The sequence below is a fragment of the Pseudoroseomonas cervicalis genome (assembly GCF_030818485.1).
GTDB classification, from domain to species: domain Bacteria; phylum Pseudomonadota; class Alphaproteobacteria; order Acetobacterales; family Acetobacteraceae; genus Pseudoroseomonas; species Pseudoroseomonas cervicalis_A.
This window is the reverse complement of the sequence record NZ_JAUTAJ010000004.1, coordinates 1,855,829-1,876,026: the sequence shown is the minus strand read 5'-3', so window position 1 is coordinate 1,876,026 and position 20,198 is coordinate 1,855,829. Positions and strand designations below refer to the sequence as shown.

General features: G+C 73.3%; 23 protein-coding genes and 2 tRNA genes. 7 read left to right on the top strand and 18 right to left on the bottom strand.

Annotated features, from left to right (window positions below; genetic code table 11):
• The first annotated feature begins 49 nt into the window (after positions 1-49).
• The gene (locus QE401_RS12660; RefSeq protein ID WP_307138551.1) at positions 50-895 is read left to right on the top strand and encodes a universal stress protein; all 846 of its coding nucleotides are present in this window, start codon (positions 50-52) and stop codon (positions 893-895) included.
• A gap of 34 nt (positions 896-929) precedes the next feature.
• On the opposite strand, the gene QE401_RS12655 is transcribed toward QE401_RS12660, so the two are convergent.
• From QE401_RS12655 to QE401_RS12575, 17 genes are all read right to left on the bottom strand, one after another.
• Positions 930-1,005, bottom strand: a tRNA-Phe gene (locus QE401_RS12655).
• A gap of 128 nt (positions 1,006-1,133) precedes the next feature.
• Positions 1,134-1,343 (bottom strand): DNA gyrase inhibitor YacG, encoded by a 210-nt coding sequence (yacG, locus tag QE401_RS12650; protein WP_307138550.1) that lies wholly within the window; start codon positions 1,341-1,343, stop codon positions 1,134-1,136.
• Positions 1,333-2,448 carry a ribonuclease E/G gene (locus tag QE401_RS12645; RefSeq protein WP_307138549.1) on the bottom strand — a complete coding sequence of 372 codons (1,116 nt, stop codon included), beginning with the start codon at positions 2,446-2,448 and terminating at the stop codon, positions 1,333-1,335. The genes yacG and QE401_RS12645 overlap by 11 nt, the downstream gene beginning before the upstream one ends.
• Positions 2,433-3,068: a Maf family protein gene (locus tag QE401_RS12640; protein WP_307138548.1), complete on the bottom strand. Its 636-nt coding sequence runs from the start codon at positions 3,066-3,068 to the stop codon at positions 2,433-2,435. Before QE401_RS12640 ends, QE401_RS12645 begins: the two co-directional genes overlap by 16 nt.
• A gap of 17 nt (positions 3,069-3,085) precedes the next feature.
• Positions 3,086-3,304 (bottom strand): translation initiation factor IF-1, encoded by a 219-nt coding sequence (infA, locus tag QE401_RS12635; protein WP_007003972.1) that lies wholly within the window; start codon positions 3,302-3,304, stop codon positions 3,086-3,088.
• Positions 3,305-3,535: 231 nt separating this feature from the next.
• Positions 3,536-4,159, bottom strand: a complete 624-nt coding sequence (locus QE401_RS12630; protein ID WP_307138547.1) for a hypothetical protein — start codon at positions 4,157-4,159, stop codon at positions 3,536-3,538.
• A gap of 16 nt (positions 4,160-4,175) precedes the next feature.
• Positions 4,176-5,513, bottom strand: coding sequence for a histidinol dehydrogenase (gene hisD / locus QE401_RS12625; protein ID WP_307138546.1), 1,338 nt, complete (start codon positions 5,511-5,513; stop codon positions 4,176-4,178).
• Positions 5,510-6,223 (bottom strand): ATP phosphoribosyltransferase, encoded by a 714-nt coding sequence (gene hisG / locus QE401_RS12620; RefSeq protein WP_307138545.1) that lies wholly within the window; start codon positions 6,221-6,223, stop codon positions 5,510-5,512. The genes hisD and hisG overlap by 4 nt, the downstream gene beginning before the upstream one ends.
• 36 nt (positions 6,224-6,259) lie before the next feature.
• Positions 6,260-7,519: a UDP-N-acetylglucosamine 1-carboxyvinyltransferase gene (gene murA / locus QE401_RS12615; protein ID WP_307138544.1), complete on the bottom strand. Its 1,260-nt coding sequence runs from the start codon at positions 7,517-7,519 to the stop codon at positions 6,260-6,262.
• 13 nt (positions 7,520-7,532) lie between these two features.
• Complete coding sequence (dcd, locus tag QE401_RS12610; RefSeq protein ID WP_307138543.1) at positions 7,533-8,087, bottom strand: dCTP deaminase; 555 nt, start codon at positions 8,085-8,087, stop codon at positions 7,533-7,535.
• An 81-nt stretch (positions 8,088-8,168) separates the two neighbouring features.
• Positions 8,169-8,378: a hypothetical protein gene (locus tag QE401_RS12605; RefSeq protein WP_307138542.1), complete on the bottom strand. Its 210-nt coding sequence runs from the start codon at positions 8,376-8,378 to the stop codon at positions 8,169-8,171.
• Between the two features lie 29 nt (positions 8,379-8,407).
• Positions 8,408-8,482: transfer RNA gene (locus tag QE401_RS12600), tRNA-Thr, on the bottom strand.
• Positions 8,483-8,658: 176 nt separating this feature from the next.
• Positions 8,659-8,847 carry a hypothetical protein gene (locus QE401_RS12595; protein ID WP_307138541.1) on the bottom strand — a complete coding sequence of 63 codons (189 nt, stop codon included), beginning with the start codon at positions 8,845-8,847 and terminating at the stop codon, positions 8,659-8,661.
• Between the two features lie 13 nt (positions 8,848-8,860).
• The gene (locus QE401_RS12590) at positions 8,861-9,232 is read right to left on the bottom strand and encodes a phage tail fiber protein (RefSeq protein WP_307138540.1); all 372 of its coding nucleotides are present in this window, start codon (positions 9,230-9,232) and stop codon (positions 8,861-8,863) included.
• Positions 9,233-9,302: 70 nt separating this feature from the next.
• Positions 9,303-10,568 (bottom strand): hypothetical protein, encoded by a 1,266-nt coding sequence (locus QE401_RS12585; protein WP_307138539.1) that lies wholly within the window; start codon positions 10,566-10,568, stop codon positions 9,303-9,305.
• Positions 10,568-13,021 carry a glycosyl hydrolase family 28-related protein gene (locus QE401_RS12580; RefSeq protein ID WP_307138538.1) on the bottom strand — a complete coding sequence of 818 codons (2,454 nt, stop codon included), beginning with the start codon at positions 13,019-13,021 and terminating at the stop codon, positions 10,568-10,570. The genes QE401_RS12585 and QE401_RS12580 overlap by 1 nt, the downstream gene beginning before the upstream one ends.
• 66 nt (positions 13,022-13,087) lie before the next feature.
• Positions 13,088-13,741, bottom strand: a complete 654-nt coding sequence (locus QE401_RS12575; RefSeq protein ID WP_307138537.1) for a hypothetical protein — start codon at positions 13,739-13,741, stop codon at positions 13,088-13,090.
• A 300-nt stretch (positions 13,742-14,041) separates the two neighbouring features.
• Here QE401_RS12575 and QE401_RS12570 point away from each other — a divergent pair, with 300 nt between their 5' ends.
• The 6 genes from QE401_RS12570 to QE401_RS12545 all read left to right on the top strand — a co-directional run bounded on the left by QE401_RS12570 (position 14,042) and on the right by QE401_RS12545 (position 19,711).
• On the top strand, positions 14,042-15,217 hold the full coding sequence (locus QE401_RS12570; protein ID WP_307138536.1) for a polyamine ABC transporter substrate-binding protein: 1,176 nt from the start codon (positions 14,042-14,044) through the stop codon (positions 15,215-15,217).
• Between the two features lie 13 nt (positions 15,218-15,230).
• Entirely contained in the window at positions 15,231-16,274 is a 1,044-nt protein-coding gene (locus QE401_RS12565) for an ABC transporter ATP-binding protein (RefSeq protein WP_307138535.1), read from the top strand.
• On the top strand, positions 16,274-17,131 hold the full coding sequence (locus QE401_RS12560; RefSeq protein WP_307138534.1) for an ABC transporter permease: 858 nt from the start codon (positions 16,274-16,276) through the stop codon (positions 17,129-17,131). The genes QE401_RS12565 and QE401_RS12560 overlap by 1 nt, the downstream gene beginning before the upstream one ends.
• Positions 17,128-17,925: an ABC transporter permease subunit gene (locus QE401_RS12555; RefSeq protein WP_307138533.1), complete on the top strand. Its 798-nt coding sequence runs from the start codon at positions 17,128-17,130 to the stop codon at positions 17,923-17,925. Before QE401_RS12560 ends, QE401_RS12555 begins: the two co-directional genes overlap by 4 nt.
• 118 nt (positions 17,926-18,043) lie before the next feature.
• Entirely contained in the window at positions 18,044-19,246 is a 1,203-nt protein-coding gene (locus QE401_RS12550) for a pyridoxal phosphate-dependent aminotransferase (RefSeq protein WP_307138532.1), read from the top strand.
• On the top strand, positions 19,247-19,711 hold the full coding sequence (locus tag QE401_RS12545; RefSeq protein WP_307138531.1) for a GNAT family N-acetyltransferase: 465 nt from the start codon (positions 19,247-19,249) through the stop codon (positions 19,709-19,711).
• A gap of 96 nt (positions 19,712-19,807) precedes the next feature.
• Here QE401_RS12545 and QE401_RS12540 read toward each other — a convergent pair whose 3' ends face one another.
• Positions 19,808-20,182, bottom strand: coding sequence for a hypothetical protein (locus tag QE401_RS12540; RefSeq protein WP_307138530.1), 375 nt, complete (start codon positions 20,180-20,182; stop codon positions 19,808-19,810).
• Between the last annotated feature and the right edge of the window lie 16 nt (positions 20,183-20,198).

The window sequence follows — 20,198 nt, the reverse complement described above, 5'->3', positions numbered from 1 at the left end:
CCGCCCCGCGCGCAGTCTGCTCTCCGCCCATGACGGGGGAGATGGAACCATGGCCGGGCTGAAGGACATCCTGCTGCATCTGGATTCGTCGGAGGCCTCGGCCGAGCGGCTGCGGTTGGCGGCGATGCTGGCGCGCCGGCATGAGGCGCATCTGACCGGCCTGTTCGTCATCGATTTGCCCTGGCCGGTCTTCGCCGGCGACGGCGCCGCCACCGCCGCGCTCTCCGCCGCCATGCGCCGGGCGCGGGAGACGGCCGAGGTCCAGGCGGCGCAGGCCGAGGCCGCTTTCCGCGAGACGCTGCGGCGCGAGGGGCTGCAGGGCGAATGGCGCCGGCCGGAGGGCGACACCGCCGCGGTGGTGGCGCTGCATGCGCGCTATGCCGATCTGGTCGTGCTGGGCCAGCCGCAGCCCGGTGGCGCCGCGCCGATGGCCGGGCTGGTGCTGGGCGAGGCGCTGTTCGGCTCCGGCCGGCCGCTGCTGGTGGTGCCCTATGCCGGGCGCTTCGAGGCGCTCGGACGCGAGGTGCTGGTGGGCTGGAATGCCAGCGCCCAGGCCAGCCGCGCGCTGCATGACGCGCTGCCGCTGCTGCAGGCGGCGGCCCGGATCAGCATCCTCTCGGTCAATCCGGAGCGCGGGCCGGACGCGCATGGGGCGGAGCCGGGGGCCGACATCGCCCGCCATTTGGCGCGGCACGGGCTGAGCGTGACGGCCGAGCAGCTGGTCACGCCGGAGATCGCCGAGGCCGACACGCTGCTGAACCGCGCCGCGGAACTCGGCGCCGATCTGCTGGTGCTGGGCGGCTATGGCCATAGCCGGCTGCGCGAGCTGGTGCTGGGCGGTGTCACCCGCCGCCTGCTGCGCGAGATGACGGTGCCCGTGCTGCTCTCGCACTGAGGCCTTGCCGGCTGGATGGTCGAGGGAGGGAGGATGGTGCCCAGAGCCGGAATCGAACCAGCGACACTGCGATTTTCAGTCGCATGCTCTACCAACTGAGCTATCTGGGCCCATTCTGGGCGACCCTTGCGGGGCGCCACCGGTTGGTGGCGGGGTGAATACTGGATGACAGCGAGGCTGTCCAGCGGGGTCGGCGAATTGTTTTGTGGCTGTGCCGAAGCCGCGCCCCGCGCCCGTCTCAGAAGCGGCCGGGCGGGTCGCCACCCTCCTCCTCCTCCGGCTCGGCCGGGCCGGCCGGGATGGCATAGGCGCCGGTCAGCCAGCGGCCGAGATCCACCTGCCGGCAGCGATCGGAGCAGAAGGGGCGGTGCGCCGCCTCGGCGGGCTTGCCGCAGACCGGGCAGGCGGGCGGCTTGCGGGCGGGACGGGGCGGGGTCTCAGGCGGCATGGATGTGCTCCTGTCCGGCGGCGCAGAGCGGGTCGGCGCGCAGCGCCAGGGGGCCCGCCCGGGCCGCGAATTCGTCGAGCGCGCCGGGCCAGTCGCGCAGCGCGGCCAGCACGGCGGGGTGGGCGGTCAGCGCCCAGGCGGCGCCGGGCCGGGCGGCGGCGTCGCGCAGCCCGCGCCGCAGCGCCGCCAGGCCGCGGGTGAGGGGGGAGGGCGGGTGGCCCAGCACCTCATGCAGCGGGGTGTGGACCCGGCGGCGCTGCAGCTCCAGCAGGCCGAGTCCGGTCAGCCCGATCAGCCGCAGCAGCGGGTCGGCGGCCAGCAGCGGCTTCAGCCCCGGCAGCAGCGCCTGGCGCGCGGACACCTTCATGCCGGCCATGTCGACCAGGATGGCGCCGGCCAGGTGGCGCAGGCGGATCTGGCGCAGCGCCTCGGCCAGGGCGGCGGCGTTCAGCGCGTGATGCGCGGCGGCGTCGCGGCCACCGGCCTGGGAGCCGGCATCGATGTCGATGGCGAGCAGCGCCGGGGTCGGGTGCAGGGTCAGCCGCCCGCCGCCCGGCAGCGGCACCGCCATGCCGGACAGCCGCTCGAATTCTTCTTCGAGTTCCTCGGAGAAGGCCGGGCGGGTGGTCAGGGCAACGCGCTCCGGACCCAGCGCGCCGCGCAGCCGGGCGGCGGTGGCGGCGTGGTCGGTCAGCAGCCGGGCGTCGGGGTGCCGGCCCGCCAGGCGCAGCGGCGCGTCGGGGCCCCGCGCCAGCAGCCGCACAGGGCCCTGGAGCGGTTCCTGCGGGGTGGCGGGCGCCAGGGCGAGGCGCGGCCCCTTGCCGCCCTGGGCGGCGCGGGAGACGGCCACGCGCAGCCATTCCCCCTCATGCCGTCCCTTGGCGCCCTCGCTATCCGGCAAAAAACCGGTCTCGCCGCCCGCCATGGCCAGGAAGGCGCCGCCCATGGCCGGGGCGCGGGCGGAGAGGCGGGCGACATGGACATCCCCCACCCCCTCGGGCCGCGCCGGGCGCTCGATGAAGGCGGCCTCCAGCACCCCGTCCCGGGTCAGCGCCGTGCGCTGCTCGCCGGGCGAGACGGAGACATGGATCAGGGACGCAGCCATCCGATGCCGCGCAGCAGCTGGGCGGTCTCGTGCAGCGGCAGGCCGACCACGTTGGAATGGCTGCCGGAGAGGAAGCGCACAAAGGCCTCCGCCGAGTCCTGGATGGTGTAGCCGCCCGCCTTGCCGCGCCATTCGTCGGAGGCGATGTAGGCCTCGATCTGCGCCGCGGTCAGCCGCTGGAAGGTGACGATGGTCTCGACCACCCGGGTCAGCAGCCGCCCATCCGGCAGGCCCAGCGCCACGCCGGTATAGACGCGGTGGCGGCGGCCGGAGATCAGGCCGAGGCAGTCGCGCGCCTGGGCCTCGGTCTCCGCCTTGGGCAGGATGCGGCGGCCGACGCCCACCACCGTGTCGGCGGCCAGCACCAGCGCCGCCGGCTCGGCCTGCATGACGGCGCGCGCCTTGGCCTGGGACAGGCGGCCGGCCAGCTGGCGCGGCAATTCCTGCTTCAGGGGCGTTTCGTCGATATCGGGCGGCAGCACACGGGCGGGCGCCACGCCGATCCGCTTCAGCAGGTCGAGGCGCCGCGGGCTGCCGCTGGCCAGCACCAGCGGCGGGCGGGAGGGCGTCTGGCGCCCCAGGGGCGGCGCCGCTGCATCGGCCAGGCTGTCGGGGGCCATCGGGCCCGCCTCGGACATTACTTGAACCGGAAGGTGATGCGGCCCTTGGTCAGGTCGTAGGGGGTCATTTCGACATTCACCCGGTCGCCGGCCAGCACGCGGATGCGGTTCTTGCGCATCTTGCCGCTGGTGTGGGCGAGGACCATGTGCTCGTTGTCGAGCTTCACGCGGAACATCGCGTTGGGCAGCAGTTCAACGACCTGGCCGCTGAACTCGATCATATCTTCTTTCGACATCAGACCTCTTCATCGCGGCAGGCGACGCGCGGTGCGCCGGGCATCTCCGCTTGGCTTGGGATACGTAGAAACGCCGCCGCAGAGGACTGCGGCGGAGCATTCGCGGCCAGAACATGATGGCGCCGCCGCTCAGGGTCAAGGATGGCGACGCGGCCGGGCCGGGCGCCGGGGCAGGGCAGCCCTGCCCGCGGCGCGGGCGAGGCCGTGATCCACGGGGCGGTCAGCGTGCCGTCACTCCCCGCCCGAGCCGCCGCCATCGCCGCCGCCACCCCCATCGCTGACGCCCCCCTCGCTGCTGCCGCCGCTGTCGCAGGCCGCCGAGCCCCAGCCATCGCCGCAATCGGCCATGCCATGGCCGGTTGTGGCATGGGGCACGCCGCTCTCGGCGCCATCGGACCCGCTGCCGCGGCCATGGCCGGCGCCGCGTGCCCGGAGCCGTTGCAGCGAGATGACCAGGGCCAGGACAAGCAGCACCAGCGCGGTCTGGGCCAGCGGCTGCTGCGCCGGGCTGGCGAAGTGGCCCTGCCACAGCGCGACCAGGAGCCGCGCCAGCAGCCCCAGCCACAGCAGCAGGGCGAGCAGCGGGCCACGCCGCCCGGCCGCCCGGCGCCCTGGCCAGGGCGCCGCCGCCGCGCGGCCCCAGCGCCGCGCCGTGGCCAGCCCCGCCAGCGCGGCGGGGGCGAGCGGCAGCAGGGGCGCGAATTCGGGAAGAAGGCCGGCGGGCCAGGCCAGCAGCCGGACCGCATCCAGCGCCGCCCAGGCGGCCAGCGCGGCGAACAGGCCGGGCCAGGGGGCCAGGCGCAGGGCCGAGCGCGGCGCGGGCCAGCCGGGAAGGGCCGGGCCGGCGCGGCGCATCCGTCCCCCCGCCCGCTTACTCGGCGCCGGGCAGCGGCGCCGGGGTCGCGGCCGGGGCGGCGTTCTGGCCCAGCCGCATGGCGATGCTGCGGGCATGGGCGGTGAGCCCCTCGGCCTCGGCCAGGGCCACGGCGGCGGGGCCGATGGCGTCCAGGCCGCGCGGCTCGGCCGCCACCCAGCTGGTGCGCTTCAGGAAGTCGAACACCGACAGGCCGGAGGCGAAGCGCGCCGTGCGGCCGGTGGGCAGCACATGGTTCGGCCCGGCGATGTAGTCGCCCAAGGCCTCCGGGCAATGGCCGCCCAGGAAGGCGGCGCCGGCATGGCGGATGCGGGCGAACAGCGCGGCGGGGTCGGAGACCATCACCTGCAGATGCTCGGGCGCCAGCCGGTCGGTCAGCGCCGCACCCTCCTCCCAGTCGCGCACCACGATCACCGCGCCATGGCGGCGCCAGCTCTCGCCGGCGATGGCGGCGCGCGGCAGGGTGAGCAGCGCCTCCTCCACCGCATGCTCGACGGCATTGGCCATCTGCGCGCTGGTGGTGATCAGGATGGATTGCGCGCTCTCGTCATGCTCGGCCTGGGCCAGCAGGTCCATGGCGATCAGCCGGGGGTTCTGGCTGGCATCGGCCAGCACCACCACCTCGGAGGGGCCGGCGATGGAATCGATGCCGACGCGGCCGAAGACCTGGCGCTTGGCCTCGGCCACATAGGCATTGCCGGGGCCGGCGACGCGGTCCACCGGGGCGATGCTCTCGGTGCCCCAGGCCAGGGCGGCGATCGCCTGGGCGCCGCCCACCCGGAAGATCTCGGTGACGCCGGCGCGGTGCGCGGCGGCCAGCACCAGATTGTTCAGCGCCCCGTCCGGGGTGGGCACGCAGATGGCGATGCGCGGCACCCCGGCGACGCGGGCCGGGATGGCGTTCATCAGCACGGAGGAGGGGTAGGCCGCCTTGCCGCCCGGCACATAGAGCCCGACCGCGTCCACCGGCCCCCAGCGCAGGCCGAGCGTCAGGCCGAGCGGGTCGTCCAGCTCGACATCGCGCGGCAGCTGGGCGGCGTGGAAGCGCTCGATGCGGGTGGCGGCGAGGTCCAGCGCGTCCAGCAGCTCCGGCGCGCAGGCGGCGCGGGCGGCGTCGATCTCGGCCTCGGTCACCCGCAGCGCGGCGGCGGTGGCCGGCTGCCAGCGGTCGTAGCGCGCGGTCATCGCCAGCAGCGCGGCATCGCCCTGTTCCCGCACCTCGGCGATGATGCCGGCGACGGCGGCATCCACCTTGGCGGTGGTCTCCCGCGCGGTGTCGAGCAGCGCGCGGAAGCCGGCCTCGAAACCGGCATCGGCGGTGGAGAGGCGGATCATGCGGCGACCTCGGCGAGTGCGGCGCGGAAGCGGGAGAGCCATTCGCCGATCGCCTCGGGCCTGGTCTTCAGCGCGGTGCGGTTGACGATCAGGCGGGAGGTCACCTGGGCGATCACCTCGGTCTCCACCAGCCCATTGGCCTTCAGGGTGGAGCCGGTCTGCACCAGGTCGACGATCAGGCGGGAGAGGCCGAGCGAGGGGGCCAGCTCCATGGCGCCGTTCAGATGCACCACCTCGGCCTGGATGCCCTTGGTGGCGAAGTGCCGGCGGGCGAGGTTGGGGTATTTGGTGGCGACCGCGAGGCGGGAGCGGCGCACCATCTCCTGCTGCCCGGCGCTGCCCTCGGGCTCGGCCACCGAGACGCGGCAGCGGCCGATGCCGAGATCGAGCGGGGCGTAGATCTCGGGGTAGTCGAATTCCATCAGCACATCGGCGCCGCAGATGCCGATCTGCGCGGCGCCGAAGGCGACGAAGGTGGCCACGTCGAAGCTGCGCACGCGGATCACGTCGAGGCCGGGATGATTGGTCTCGAAGCGCAGGCGGCGGCTGGATTCGGCGTGGAAATCGGCGGCCGGGACGATGCCGGTGCGGGCCAGCAGCGGCCCCAGCTCCTTCAGGATGCGCCCCTTGGGGAGCGCCAGGACGAGGCTCTGGCCGGCCTCGGCCGCGGGAACGATGCCCGTTTCGGGCCTTGTGATGGGCTGGTCCATGGCGGGTTGTATCACCGGGAAAGCGGCAATGCCATGTCAGCCTGGCATACGTTCGATGTCGGCGCCGACGCCCGCCAGCTTCTCCTCGATCCGCTCATAGCCACGGTCGAGGTGGTAGACGCGGTTGACGATGGTGTCGCCCTCCGCCGCCAGCCCGGCGATGATGAGGGAGACGGAGGCGCGCAGATCGGTCGCCATCACCGGCGCGCCGGACAGCTTGCCCACGCCGCGGACGATGGCGGAGGAGCCATGCGCGTTGATCCGCGCGCCCATGCGGGCCAGCTCCGGCACATGCATGAAGCGGTTCTCGAAGATCGTCTCGGTGATCATCGAGGCGCCCTCGGCCACCGCCATCAGCGCCATGAACTGGGCCTGCATGTCGGTGGCGAAGCCGGGGAAGGGCTCGGTCATCACATCGACGCCATGCAGCCCGTTCAGGCGGCGGCAGCGCACGCCGCCCTCCTCCTGCAGCATCTCCACCCCGGCCTCGCGCAGCGAGCGGGTGCAGGCGCCGAACAGCTCCAGCGTCATGCCCTCCAGCAGCAGCTCGCCGCCGGTGATGGCGCCGGCGCAGGCGAAGGTGCCGGCCTCGATACGGTCGGGCAGGATGGCATGCGTCGTGCCGTGCAGGCTGTCGACGCCCTGCACCGTCAGCCGATCGCTGCCCACCCCCTCGATCCGCGCGCCCATCGAGATCAGGCAATTGGCGAGGTCGGTGATCTCCGGCTCGCGCGCCGCATTGACCAGCTGGGTGGTGCCCTCGGCCAGCGTCGCCGCCATCAGCAGGTTCTCGGTGGCGCCCACCGAGACCTGCGGGAAGAGGATGCGCGCGCCCTTCAGCCGGCCGTCCACCTTGGCGTTGATGTAGCCGGAATCGAGGTCGATCACCGCGCCCATCTGCTCCAGCCCCTTCAGGTGGAGGTCGACGGGGCGGGTGCCGATGGCGCAGCCGCCGGGCAGCGAGACGCGGGCCTGGCCGAAGCGCGCCAGCAGCGGCCCGAGCACCAGGATCGAGGCGCGCATCTTGCGCACCAGGTCGTAGGGCGCCTCGAACTGGCTGGCGGCGCCATCCAGCAGGATGCGGCGGCTCGACTGGTCATGCTCGACCGTCAGCCCGTGCTGGGCGATCAGATGGCCCATGGTGGCGACATCGGCCAGCGCCGGGGCGTTGGTCAGCACCACCGCCTCATGGGTGAGCAGGCCGGTGGCCATCAGCGGCAGGGCCGCGTTCTTGGCGCCGCCGATGGCGATGCGCCCTTCCAGCCGGCGGCCGCCGCGGATGCGGATGCGGTCCATGACGCCTCTCCCCTTACAGACGCGGCAGCGCGACGCCGCGCTGGCCCATATACTTGCCCTTGCGGTCGGCATAGGACACTTCGGGCTCGCCGGCGCCCTGCAGGAACAGGAACTGGCAGATCCCCTCATTGGCGTAGATGCGCGCCGGCAGCGGGGTGGTGTTGGAGATCTCGATCGTCACCTGCCCCTCCCATTCGGGCTCGAGCGGCGTGACATTCACGATCAGCCCGCAGCGGGCATAGGTGCTCTTGCCGAGGCAGATCACCAGCACGTCGCGCGGGATGCGGAAATACTCGACCGTATGGGCGAGGGCGAAGGAATTGGGCGGGATGATGCAGGTCGGGCCGCGCCGGGTGACGAAGCTGTCCTCGGCGAATTTCTTCGGGTCCACCAGCGCGTTGTCGACATTGGTGAAGACCTTGAACTCATCCGCCACCCGGGCGTCGTAGCCATAGGAGGAGAGGCCGAAGGAGATCACCCCCTCGCGCCGCTGGCTCTCGACGAAGGGGTCGATCATGCCGTGCTCCGTCGCCATGCGGCGGATCCAGTGGTCGGGCATGATGGGCATTCGGGAATCCCTCGGGCGGCAGGGTTTGGCCGGCGGGGATAGCCCAGCGCTGCCGCGGCGGCAACCGAGGGCGGCGCGGGGTCAGTCCTGCAAGGCAGGCGGGGGCGGAGCGTTCTCGGCGGGGGAGGGGGGCTCGGCGCGGCCGCGGCTCTGCGCCTTGCGGCGGCGCAGATTCTCGCGCAGCGCGGCGGCGCGGCGGGCATCGCGCTCGGAGAGGGCGGGGCGGGCGGGCGACAGGCCGGGGGCGGGCGCGTCCTGGTCGGGGCGGTCCGGCGGCGGGGTCTCGGTCATGTCGGGATGCCCTGGCAGGGCGGCGAGGATGGTGCTGCTGGACAGGATTGAACTGTCGACCTCTCCCTTACCAAGGGAGTGCTCTACCACTGAGCTACAGCAGCGTGCCGCCGTGAAAGCGAGGCGCTCTCTAAGGGGGCGGCGGGGCGGGCGCAACCCCTTTTCTGCGTTTTTCGGCGCGAGGCCGGGAATCAGGGGCCGCGCCGCGCGGCGCCGGGGAGGCCCCCCTGGCGAGGCCGCCAGGGAGGGCCAGGGCAGGGCGGCCGCGCGGCGGCGGCGGTCAATCGGCCTTGCTGCCGAACTGCCCGCCCTTGCGCAGCGCCTCCCACAGGCCGAGCCCGGCGACCGCCAGGTTCAGCAGCGCGCCCTGCAGCTCCTCCGACAGGGTGATGCCGAGGCCGGAGGCGATGAGAAGGAACACCCCGCGCCAGGTGCTGGGCTGGCGCAGCTGGTCCTGCATCCAGTTCATGGCCGGGCCTCCTTCAGCTGCCGGTGATGGTCAGCGCCTCGGCGGCGATGGTCACCGTGCCGGGGCCGTTCACATTGGCGGTCTGCGCCAGCAGCCCATAGGCCAGCGGGTTGCCGCCGGTGGCCGAATCATACAGGCCGAGATGGGTGAAGGCGCCGGCGGCGGCGCTGAAGACGAAGCGCAGCACCTCGACATTGCGCTGCTGCCCGGTGCCGGTGAAGGTGACGCGCTGGCGGGCATAGCCATTGCCCGCCGGCTCGCCGGTCAGCCCCGCATTGCCGCCGCCGGTGCCGAGGGCGACGAACACGCTGCTGGGCAGCGCCGGGGCGCGGGCGCAGAGCGCGCGCGCCAGCATGTTGCGGGAGTAATCGGTCAGGATCGGCATGCGGTCGGTTCCTTGGGCCGAGGGGAAGGGGGCGGGGCGGCGCCCGCCGGGGCGGGGGCGCCGCGCCCGGTCAGACCGTCAGCGCCTGCAGCATGGCGTTGGAGAGGCGCGTCGGGCGGTAGTCGAGCACCGCGATCTCGCCATTGGCGGCGCGGTTCAGCAGGGTGGAGCCCTGCCCCACCAGCAGCCGCGTCAGCCCCGTGGGCAGCGCCACCGCCGCGGTCTGCACCGTGCCGCCATTCAGGCACAGCGCCTGGTCGCCGGGCGCCCAGGCCAGGGCGGCGCGGAAGCTGGTGCCGGCGGTGACATTGCCGCCGGAGATCGCGGCCAGCGTGGCGCCGCCGCTGTCGACCACGCCGAACAGCGTGGCGCCGCCCGAGGTGTTGCGCAGCAGGATGCGGTTGGTGTCGCTGCCGTCATCCAGCTGGAACAGCCCCTGATGCTCGCCGAACAGCGCGGTCTGCGGCAGCATCGCCTGCACCACCAGCGTGCCCTGCGGGCCGAAGCCGCCGGGCGGCGCCCAGACCAGCTGGTCGGCCGCGCGGCTGGAAGTGGCAGGCGTGCCGGCGGCCGGCAGGATCAGGCTGCTGGCGTTGCGCCCGAGCTCCAGCTGCGGCGCACCGATGCGGTAGGTGAAATCCACCGGTACCCCGCTCTGCAGCGGGAAGCGCAGCTCCGCCGTGAGCGCGGTGGTGCTGGCCTGGGTCAGCGAGGCCGCGAGCGCGAAGCGCTGCGACGCCAGCGGCCCGCTCCCGACCGGCAGGGAGGCGGAGAGGATCGGCGAGCCGAGCGAGCCGCCGCCGGCGTCGCGTTCCTGCAGCCCCAGCAGCGGGCCGCCGGCCGCCGGGACGGTCCCGCCCGTGAGACGCAGGAAGACGGAGAGCAGCCAGGCCTGGCCCTGGGCGGCCGGCGCGCCACCGGTGCCGGTCTCGAAGCCCAGGCGGTAGCTGGTGGTGCTGCTGGGCGTGCCGGACAGGCGGATCTCGACATAGGGCACGCCATCCTCGCTGCCGGTGCCGAGGATGCTGCGGTTCAGCCCGACCGAGGTGCCAACCACGCCGTAATAGGTCGGGAGCGTGCCGGGCGTGCCGGCCGCGCCGCCCTCGCCGCGCGGGTTGCGCAGCAGGTTGCTGCGCGCCGCCTCCACCAGCAGCCGCCGCGCGCTGCCGTGAAAGCGGGGCGTGTTGGCCGCCACGGCCTGCCAGGCCCCGGCGGCGCTCTGCGCCATGGCCGGACCGGCGCGGGTGGTGGCCAGCCGGGGCGCGTGGTCCGGCCCGACCAGCCGCAGCGGCCGGTCGGGGGTCAGCGCCCCCGGCATGAGGGCGGGGATCGACATCAGGGTGCCCCCGCCCCCGTCAGATGGCAGATGCGGGTGGTGCCGCCATCCGGCGAATAGGCCAGCAGGGTGGCGACGCCGCCCGAGCGGATCTTGGTGAAGCCGTCGCTGTTGGCCGGCGTCGTCGCGGTGAAGCCCACCAGCGTCAGCGGCAGGTCGGCGCCGCTGCGGTTGATGACGCTGCAGGAGAAGCCGTCGCCGGTGCTGGCCCAGTTCAGCGACAGGCCGGTGGTGCCGGGATTGGCCACCAGCATGCGCGCATTGTGGCTGGCATGGCTGAGCGCCGTGCTGGCCGAGAGCAGCACGCTGGTGAAGCGCCGCTCGGTGAACTGGTTGTCGACATATTGCCGCGTCGCCGCCTGCAGCGCCGCCGTCGGGTCGGCCGGCAGCACCAGCGGGCCGGTCAGCGTCACCGTGCCATTGGCGGCCAGGCGGAAACGCTCCGCCAGCGCGCCGGCCGAGCGCGTCTCGATGATGACGGCGCCCGATTCGGCGGCGTTGGTCACCGCCTCGGCCAGCGCGGCGATGCGGGCATAGACCCGCTCGGTGCCGGTGCTGCTGTTGCCGCTGGCCTCCAGCGCCAGCAGCCGGTCATTCACCGCCGGGGTGGCGGAGAGGCGGCGCAGCCGCAGCGTCTGCGGCTGGGTCATGCCGGAGCCGCCCAGCACCAGGGCGGCATTGGTGTTGCTGCCCTCGCCCTGGAAGACCAGCTCGGTGTTGCTGGCGGTCAGGCTGGCCACCGGCGTGGTGCCGAGGCCGTGGAAGCGCAGCTGCCCGCCCTCGGTGGTGCTGCGGCGGTGGATGTTGACGGCGCCGTCGGTGTCGCTCGACAGCCGCGTCTCCAGCGCCGCGGCCGAGGAGATGGTGGCGAGCTCGACCCGGCCGGCGGCGATGCGCTGCGTGGTGGCGCTGCCCGGCACCGGCCGGTTGGCCGCCAGCTGCAGCCGCTGCATCGCCGCCGCGCTGTCGGCGGTGAAGGTGACCGCGCTGGTGTCGCAGCCGGTGACGACGACGCTGCCGGCGCCGCTGCCCAGATGGATGGCGCTGACCGTCGCATTGCCGGTGCCGGTGGCGCCGGTGAAGTCGCAGCCGGAGAAGGTGATCTGGCCGCTCAGCACCTCGGCGATGCGGCGCGCGCCGCCGGTGACGTTGACGCCGATCAGCTCATGCTGCTCCGCCCCCGTCGTGCTGACCTGCACGCTGCAGCCCTTGGAGGAGAGGAAGCCGCCCACCACCTTGGTGCGCAGCGAGGTGCCGCCGATGCGGATGCCGATGGTCTGCGGATCCGCCATGTCGTTCCAGCCATCGGTGCCGATGTTGGAGAAATGGCAGGAATGCGCCTCGTCCTGCACGTCGAAGCCGATCTCATGGCCGTATTCGAAGCAGTTGTCGAAGCTCGCCATGTCGGAGTTGTTGACCACGAAGGCGCTGCCGAGGCGGCGATTGGCGTTGACATAGACCGCGCCGCCGGAGCTCCAGCCGGCGGCGAAGCTGCTGCCCTGCAGGTCGAGCCGCGTCGCATCCACCGCCGTCACCGTCCAGCGGCCATAGAGCGTGGGCGCGCCGCTCAGGCGCACCTCGGCGATGTTGACGATGTCGCCGGTGGCCAGGCCATGGGCGGTGGCCGTGGTGATGCGGAACTGGCCGGTGCCGTTGTTGTCCACCGCGGCGATCAGCAGCCGCGTGTTCGACCAGCTGCGCGCGGTGGTGACCAGCGGGTGCCAGTTCACCTCGCTGACGCGCGAGACGTCGAAGGAACGGCCGAGATAGAGGCCGTTGGTGCAGTCGCCCAGGATGTCGCAGATGCGCACCCGCGCATTGGCGTCGCTGTAGATGCCCCAGTTGAAGCCGAGGATCAGCAGCCGCGTCAGGCTGGTGTCGGCGCCATTGCCGGCGCTGTTGCCGCCCGAGCCATTGCCGATGGTGATGGCGGTGCCGGCGAAGGCATTGGCCGCGTCCAGCCCCTGGCGCAGCGTGGTGGGCGCGGTCATGCCCCGGCGCAGCACGGCGATGCCGTGCAGCCCGGCATTGCGCTGCAGCCGGATGGTGCGCGCCGCGTCGACCAGCAGCGCGTAACGCACGGTGGCGAAATTGCCATTGGTGCGCCAGCCGCCCTGATGCTGCTGGCCGACCAGTTGGACATTCTCGCGCAGCAGCAGCTCGGCCGAGGCGATGACATAGCGCCGCGGGCCGAGCAGCACCGTGCCGCCGCCCTGGGCCGAGGCGGCGTCGATCGCCGCCTGGATGGCGGGGGTGTCGTCGGTGGTGCCATCGCCCACGGCGCCGAAATCGCGCACATGCATGGGGCGCTCGATCAGCAGCCCGGTGCGCAGCTGGGCCAGGCTGACGCTGCGCGTCTCGGCGATGCTGCTGACGCCCTGCACCATCGGCGACAGATCGCTGTCGGTGAGCGTCGTCGCGCTGGGCAGCTCGGAAATCTTCTTGTCGGACATCGGCGCGGAGATCCTTGGTGCCGAAGGGAGAGCCGGGGGAGGAGGCGGGCGCGGGGCGCGGGCGGGTCAGAGCAGCAATTCGCCCCCATCCGCGGCCAGCAGGCTGCTCCCGGTCTCGGTCAGCAGCGCGTAGGGCTCGGTGACGACGAAGGAGGGCGAGGTCTGAAGCGCCAGCGGCTCGGCCGCGTCGACCACGCGGATGCGGTAGCCGCTGCCCGGATCGGGCGCGGTGAAATTGGTCGAGGCGCTGCCGGAAGCGACGGGGACCGAGACCGGCCCGGCCACCACCGCCCCGGCGGCGTTCAGCATGGAGAAGACCAGCGTCGCCACCGGCCCGCTGGTGCGCGCCGCCACCGTGAAGTTGCGCCCGGTGTAGAGGCCGGAGGGCACCGGATCGAGCGCCACGCTGCGCGTCACCGCCGTGACCGGGGCGATCGTCATGTCGAAGGCCAGGTCGGCGAAGGCGTTCAGGCGCAGCGGCGGCGCGCTGGCGCTGAGCACCACGCCATTGCCCACCCCATTGTTGCTGAGCACCGGCATGAAGGTCAGCGAATCCGCCGATTGCAGCACGATCAGATGGCCCGGCTGCAGCCGCCCGGCGGCGGCGGCGAAATAGCCCGGCGCCAGCACCGCGGCGCGGGTGTCGGTGGTGACGTAGAGCCAGAGGGTGAAGCTGTCCGTGCTGGCGAGCGAGCTCAGCCCGCGGGGATCGAAGGGCATGCGCGTCTCCTGGCTGGCGCCGCCGGGGCGCGCCCATGCGGCAGCGCCCGGCGCTGCGGGGCAGGGCCGGGCGGGTCGGAAAGGGGAGGCGGGGAGGACCGGACGCACTTCGCCCGGTGACGGGAGTGGAGATACCGGCCTATAGGAATAAAGTCAAGAAAAAAGTCCTAGTAACGGCCCCGTCAACGGCGCGCCGCTCCACGCCGCCACCCTGGCCCCGCGGCACATGGCATGGACCCTGGCGGCGCGCGCCATTACGCTGGCGGCTTCCCGCCCTCCCTCCGCCGCAGGATCCGCCGCATGCTTCGACGCCTGCTCGCCACCTCGTTCCTCGCCACCGCCCTGCTCGGCACCGGATTGCCGGGCGCCGCGCCGCGGCCCGGCCCGGCCCAGGCCCAGGCCCAGGCCCAGTCGCCGGCGCAGGCGCCGCAGCCGCCCGGCGCGGCCGGCCAGGTGCTGAACGTCTACAACTGGTCGGACTATATCGACCCCTATGCGGTGGACCGCTTCCAGCGCGAGACGGGCATCCGCATCCGCTACGACGTCTTCGACAGCCTGGAGACGCTGGAGGGCAAGCTCTCCGCCGGGCGCTCGGGCTACGACATCATCGTGCCGACCAACGAGCCCACCTTCTCCCGCCTGGTGCGCGCCGGCGCGCTGCGGCCGCTGGACCGCGCGCAGATCCCGAACTGGGGCAACCAGGACCCGGCGCTGCTGCGCCAGGTGGAGAGCAGCGACCCCGGCAACCGCTTCGGCGCCATCTATCTCTACGGCACGATCGGCCTCGGCATCCGCACCGACCGGGTGCGCGAGCTGGCGCCCGACGCGCCGCTCGACAGCCTCGACCTGCTGATGAAGCCCGAGCATGCGCGGCGGCTGGCGCGCTGCGGCATCGCCATCATGGATTCGGCGACCGACGTGCTGCCCACCGTGCTGCGCTGGCTGGGGCGCGACCCCAACACCACCGAGCCGCGCGAGCTGCGCGCCGCCGAGGACGCGCTGATGGCGATCCGCCCGCAGGTGCGCGCCATCACCGCCAGCGGCAATCTGATGGACGCGCTGGCCAATGGCGAATACTGCGTCGTGCTGACCTATTCCGGCGACGTCATCCAGGCCCAGGCCCGCGCGCGGGAGGCCGGGCGCGGCGTGCAGATCGGCTATGTGGCGCCGAAGGAAGGCGCGCAGCTCTGGCTCGACATGCTGGCCATCCCGGCCGACGCGCCGAACCCCGAGGCCGCGCAGCGCTTCATCAACTTCCTGCTGCAGCCCGACGTCATGGCCGGCATCACCAACCAGGTGCGCTACCCGAACGGCATCCCCGCCTCCCGCCCGCTGGTCGATGCGGCGGTGCGCGACGATCCGAATGTCTACCCGACGGCGGAGACGCTCTCGCGCACCTTCACCGTCACCGGGCTGACGCCCACCGCCGAGCGCGCCCGCAGCCGCGGCTGGAGCCGCTTCAAGGCCGGCCGCTGAGCGGGGCGCCGTCTTGTCGCTGCTGTCCCTGCGCGGCCTGTCCAAGCGCTTCGGTGCCACCGTGGCGCTGGACGGGCTCGATCTCGACATCGAGGCCGGCGAGTTCCTGACGCTGCTCGGCGGCTCGGGCTCCGGCAAATCCACCCTGCTGCGCGTCATCGCCGGCTTCGAGGCGGCGGATGCCGGCGCGCTGCGGCTGGATGGGCAGGATCTCGCCGGCCTGCCGCCGCATCGCCGGCCGCTGAACATGATGTTCCAATCCTATGCGCTGTTCCCGCATCTCTCGGTGGCGGGCAATGTCGCCTATGGGCTGAAGCGCGATGGGGTGCCGGCGGCGGAGCGCGAGACGCGCGTCGCCGCCGCGCTCGCCATGGTGGGGCTGGCCGGCTTCGAGACGCGGGCGGTGCACCGCCTCTCCGGCGGGCAGCGGCAGCGGGTCGCGCTGGCGCGTGCCCTGGTCAAGCGCCCGCGCCTGCTGCTGCTGGACGAGCCGCTGGGCGCGCTGGACGCCAATCTGCGCGAGCGCACGGGGCTCGAGCTGCGCGCCCTGCAGCGCGAGACGGGGGCCGCCTTCATCATGGTCACGCATGACCAGAACGAGGCGCTGGCGCTGTCCGACCGCGTCGCGGTGCTGGAGCATGGGCGGCTGGTGCAGCTCGGGCCGCCGCGCCAGGTCTATGACCGGCCGGCGACGCGTTTCGTCGCCGCCTTCCTGGGTGCGGCCAATGTGCTGGAAGGCGCGGCGGACGGGCAGGGCGGCTTCGCCTGCCCGGGCCTCGGCGCCACGCTGCGCCCCGTGGCGCTGCCGGCCGGCTGCACCGCCCTGGCGCTGCGGCCGGAGCGCATCCTGAGCGGCGCCGCGGCACCCCCGGACGGGGTGGAAGGCGTGGTCGAGGAAGTGGCCTTCCGCGGCGATGACAGCCTGCTGCTGGTGCGCGCCCCGGGCGGCGCGCAACTGCGCGTCAGCCATGCCGAGGAGGACGGCCCGCCGCCGCCGCGCGGCACCAGGCTGCGCCTGGGCTGGGAGGCGGCGTCCCTCGTGCCGCTGGCCGGCTGATGCCCCGTCCTTTGCTGCAAATCCTGGTCCCCGCGCTGCCCGGCCTCTGGCTGGCGCTGTTCGTGGCGGCGCCGCTGCTGGTGGTGCTGGCGCTCTCCCTCTCCTGGCCGGCCGAGGGCGTGCCGCCCTTCGCCCTGCCCTGGAGCGAGGGCGAGGGGCTGAACACCGAGACCTACGCCCTGGCCCTGGGCGACCCCTATTACCGCGGCGCCTTCCTGGATGCGCTGCTGGTGGCCTGCGGCACGGCGGGGCTCTGCCTGGCGCTGGCGCTGCCCATGGCGCTCGGCCTGGTGCGGGCGCCGCCGCGCTGGCGCATGCCGCTGCTGGCGCTGCTGCTGCTGCCCTTCTGGACCGGCTTCCTGCCGCGCATCGGCGCCTGGATCGGCCTGCTGCGCGACGAGGGCTGGATCAACACCCTGCTGCAATCGGCGGGGGTGATCGAGGCGCCGCTGCCGCTGCTCTACTCCTGGCCGGCGCTGTTCCTCGGCATGGTGCATGCCTATCTGCCCTTCGCCGTGCTGCCGCTCTACGTCACCCTCTCGCGCCTCGACCCCGCGGTGCAGGAGGCGGCGGCGGATCTCGGCGCCACGCCCTGGGTCGCCTTCCGCAGCATCACCCTGCCGCTGGCCGCCCCCGGCCTGGCGGCGGCCTTCCTGCTGGTCTTCATCCCGGCGGCCGGCGAATACGTCATCCCCGAGCTGCTGGGCCCGCCGGAGGCGCAGCTGGCCGGCCGCGTCCTGTTCCAGGAATTCTTCCAGAACCGCGACTGGCCGGTGGCGGCATCGCTGGCGGTGCTGCTGCTGCTGGTGCTGCTGGTGCCGATCCGGCTGTTCCAGCGGCTGGAGCAGCAGAAGTGAGCCGCGGGCGGCTGGCGCTGCTCGGCCTCGGCGCGGGTCTGCTGTTCCTCTGGCTGCCGGTGCTGCTGCTGGCGGGCTATGCCTTCAGCGATGCGCGCATCCCCTTCCAGTGGGGCGGTTTCTCGCTGCGCTGGTTCGCGGCCCTCGCCGGGAATGACCGGCTGGTGGAGGCGGCGCTGCTGTCGCTGCGCGTGGCGCTCGGTGCCGCCAGCCTCGCCGTGCTGCTGGGGGGTGCCATCGGCTGGGTGCTGGCGCGGCACGGGCCGTTCCGCGGCCGGGCGATCTTCGGCGCGCTCTCCGGCGCGCCGCTGGTGCTGCCGGATGTGGTGATGGGCCTGGCCCTGCTGCTGTTCTTCGTCACCCTGCAGCGCATCACCGGCTGGCCGGCCGAGCGCGGCGCCATGACCATCCTGCTGGCCCACGCCACCATCGGCGCGGCCTATGTGGCGGTGCTGGTGCAGGCGCGGCTGGCCGGGCTGGCGCCGGAGCTGGAGGAGGCGGCGCGCGACCTCGGCGCCGGGCCCGCCACCGCCTTCCTCACCGTCACCCTGCCGCTGCTGGCGCCGGGGCTGGTGGCGGGCTGGCTGCTGGCCTTCACCCTGTCGCTGGATGATGTGGTGGTGGCGAGCTTCGTCTCCGGCCCCGCCGGCACCACCCTGCCGATGGTGGTCTTCTCCATGCTGCGGCTGGGGCTGACGCCGGAGGTGAACGCGCTGGCGGTCATCATCCTGGCGCTGGCCGGGCTCGGCGGGGCGCTGGCGGCGCTGGCGCTGCGCGGGCTGCGGCGGGGCTGAAACGCGGCTCCCGCCCCTGCCGGGGTGCGAATCGGCGGTCAGGGCGCCCGTGCCGCCTTGTCGGGGCGGGCGGGAGGGGGCTAGGGTCCCGCCCTCTTCTGAGCTGGACCGGACTCCCATGACCCTGACCGCCGAGCGGCTGGACCGCATCGCCCCCTCGCAGACCATCGCCATCACCGCCAAGGCGCGCGCGCTGAAGGCCGAGGGGAAGAACGTCATCGGCCTCTCCGCCGGCGAGCCGGATTTCGACACCCCGCGCAACATCAAGGACGCGGCCATCGCGGCGATCGAGCGCGGCGAGACCCGCTACACCGACGTCGCCGGCACCAAGGCACTGCGCGAGGCCTGCGCCACCTATTTCCGCCGCGAGCACGGGGTGGAGTACAAGCCGGAGGAGATCGTCGTCTCCACCGGCGGCAAGCAGGTGATCTTCAACGCCCTGCTGGCCACCATCAATGCGGGCGACGAGGCGATCATCCCGGCGCCCTGCTGGGTCTCCTACCCCGACATCGTGGCGCTGGCCGACGGCACGCCGGTGATCGTGCCGGCCGGGCAGAACCAGGGCTTCAAGATCACGCCGGAGCAGCTGGAAGCGGCGATCACGCCGAAGACCAAGTGGCTGATCCTGAACAACCCCTCCAACCCGACCGGCGCCGCCTATTCGGCGGAGGAGCTGAAGGCGCTGGCCGAGGTGCTGCTGCGCCACCCGGATGTCTGGGTGTTCACCGACGACATCTACGAGAAGCTGACCTATGGCGGCTTCAAGGCCCGCACCCTGGTCGCCGTCGAGCCGCGCCTGAAGGACCGCACGGTCACGATGAATGGCTGCTCCAAGGCCTATGCCATGACCGGCTGGCGCATCGGCTTCGCCGGCGCGCCGCAGAAGCTGATCAAGGCGATGGACAAGCTGCAGGGCCAGTCCACCTCCAACACCTCCTCGATCTCCCAGGCCGCCGCCATCGAGGCGCTGACCGGCCCGCAGGATTCGGTCGAGGCGATGCGCGTGGTCTATGAGCGCCGCCGCGACCTGGTGGTGGGCCTGCTGAACAAGGCGCCCGGCATCCACTGCCTGACGCCGGATGGTGCCTTCTACGTCTTCCCCTCGGTGCATGGCTGCCTCGGCAAGACCACCGCCTCGGGCAAGACGATCGCGACCGACGAGGATTTCGTCACCGCGCTGCTGGAGGATGAGGGGGTCGCCGCCGTGCATGGCTCGGCCTTCATGTTCCCGGGCCATTTCCGCATCAGCTACGCGACCGACGACGCCTCGCTGACCGAGGCCTGCACGCGCATCCAGCGCTTCTGCGCCGGCCTGAAGTAAGTGACGGGCCCGGAGGGGCGGGAGTTCCCGCCCTTCCGCTTCCGGCCGGCCTCGGAGGCGGATTTCGAGACGCTGCTGGACCTCTCCATCCGCACCATGCGCCCGCAGCTCGAGGCGCTGGGCCGCTGGGACCCGGCGCGCCGCCGCGCCCGCATGCGCGAGGGCTTCGATCCCGTCTCCACCCGCCGCATCGAGGCGCCGGACGGGACGCTGCTCGGCTGCGTCTCGGTCTTCGCGGGCGGGGATGTTCTCGAGATCAGCGGCTTCTACCTGGAGCCGGATTGCCAGGGCGCCGGCCTTGGCCGCGCCGTGATGCGGGCGATCCTGGACGAACGCCCCGACCTGCCCGTGCGGGTCGAGGTGCTGAAGGGCAGCCGCGCCCTGGAATTCTACCGCCGCCTCGGCTTCGTGGTGCTGGCGGAGCAGTCCTTCGACTGGCTGCTGGAGCTGCCGCCACGGCGCTGAGCGGCGCGGCTTTTTCATTGTCGCGCAGCGCGGGCCGGCGGGCCTGGCGCCTGCGCGCCTGCCGGACCTCCGCCCGCGCTGGCCTGGCGCCGCGGGTCAGCTGGCGGCGGCGCCCCCCGGCGGCGGCGCCGTGGCCGGGGCGGGCTGCGCCGCGCCGGCCCAGCCGCGCCGCAGCTGATCGACCGAGAGCAGCTCGGCCGAGACGGCCAGCTGCAGCAGGCAGAGCGGCACCGCCAGCGCGGCCAGCGCCAGGCGCGGCGCCCAGCGCGGCGTCTCCCGCAGCACGCCGATGGCGATGGGCAGGCCGATCGCGGCCAGCACCAGCCCGCCGAAATTGAAGCGGCTGCCGCCGACCAGCTCGCCATTCACCCGCACCTCGTTGCTGGCGCCGAGGAACAGCCAGAAGGGCAGCAGCCCCAGGGCGATCGCCACCAGGGGCCGCCGCAGCCCGCGCCAGTTCCGCTCCACCATCCGCCTGCCTCCTGTT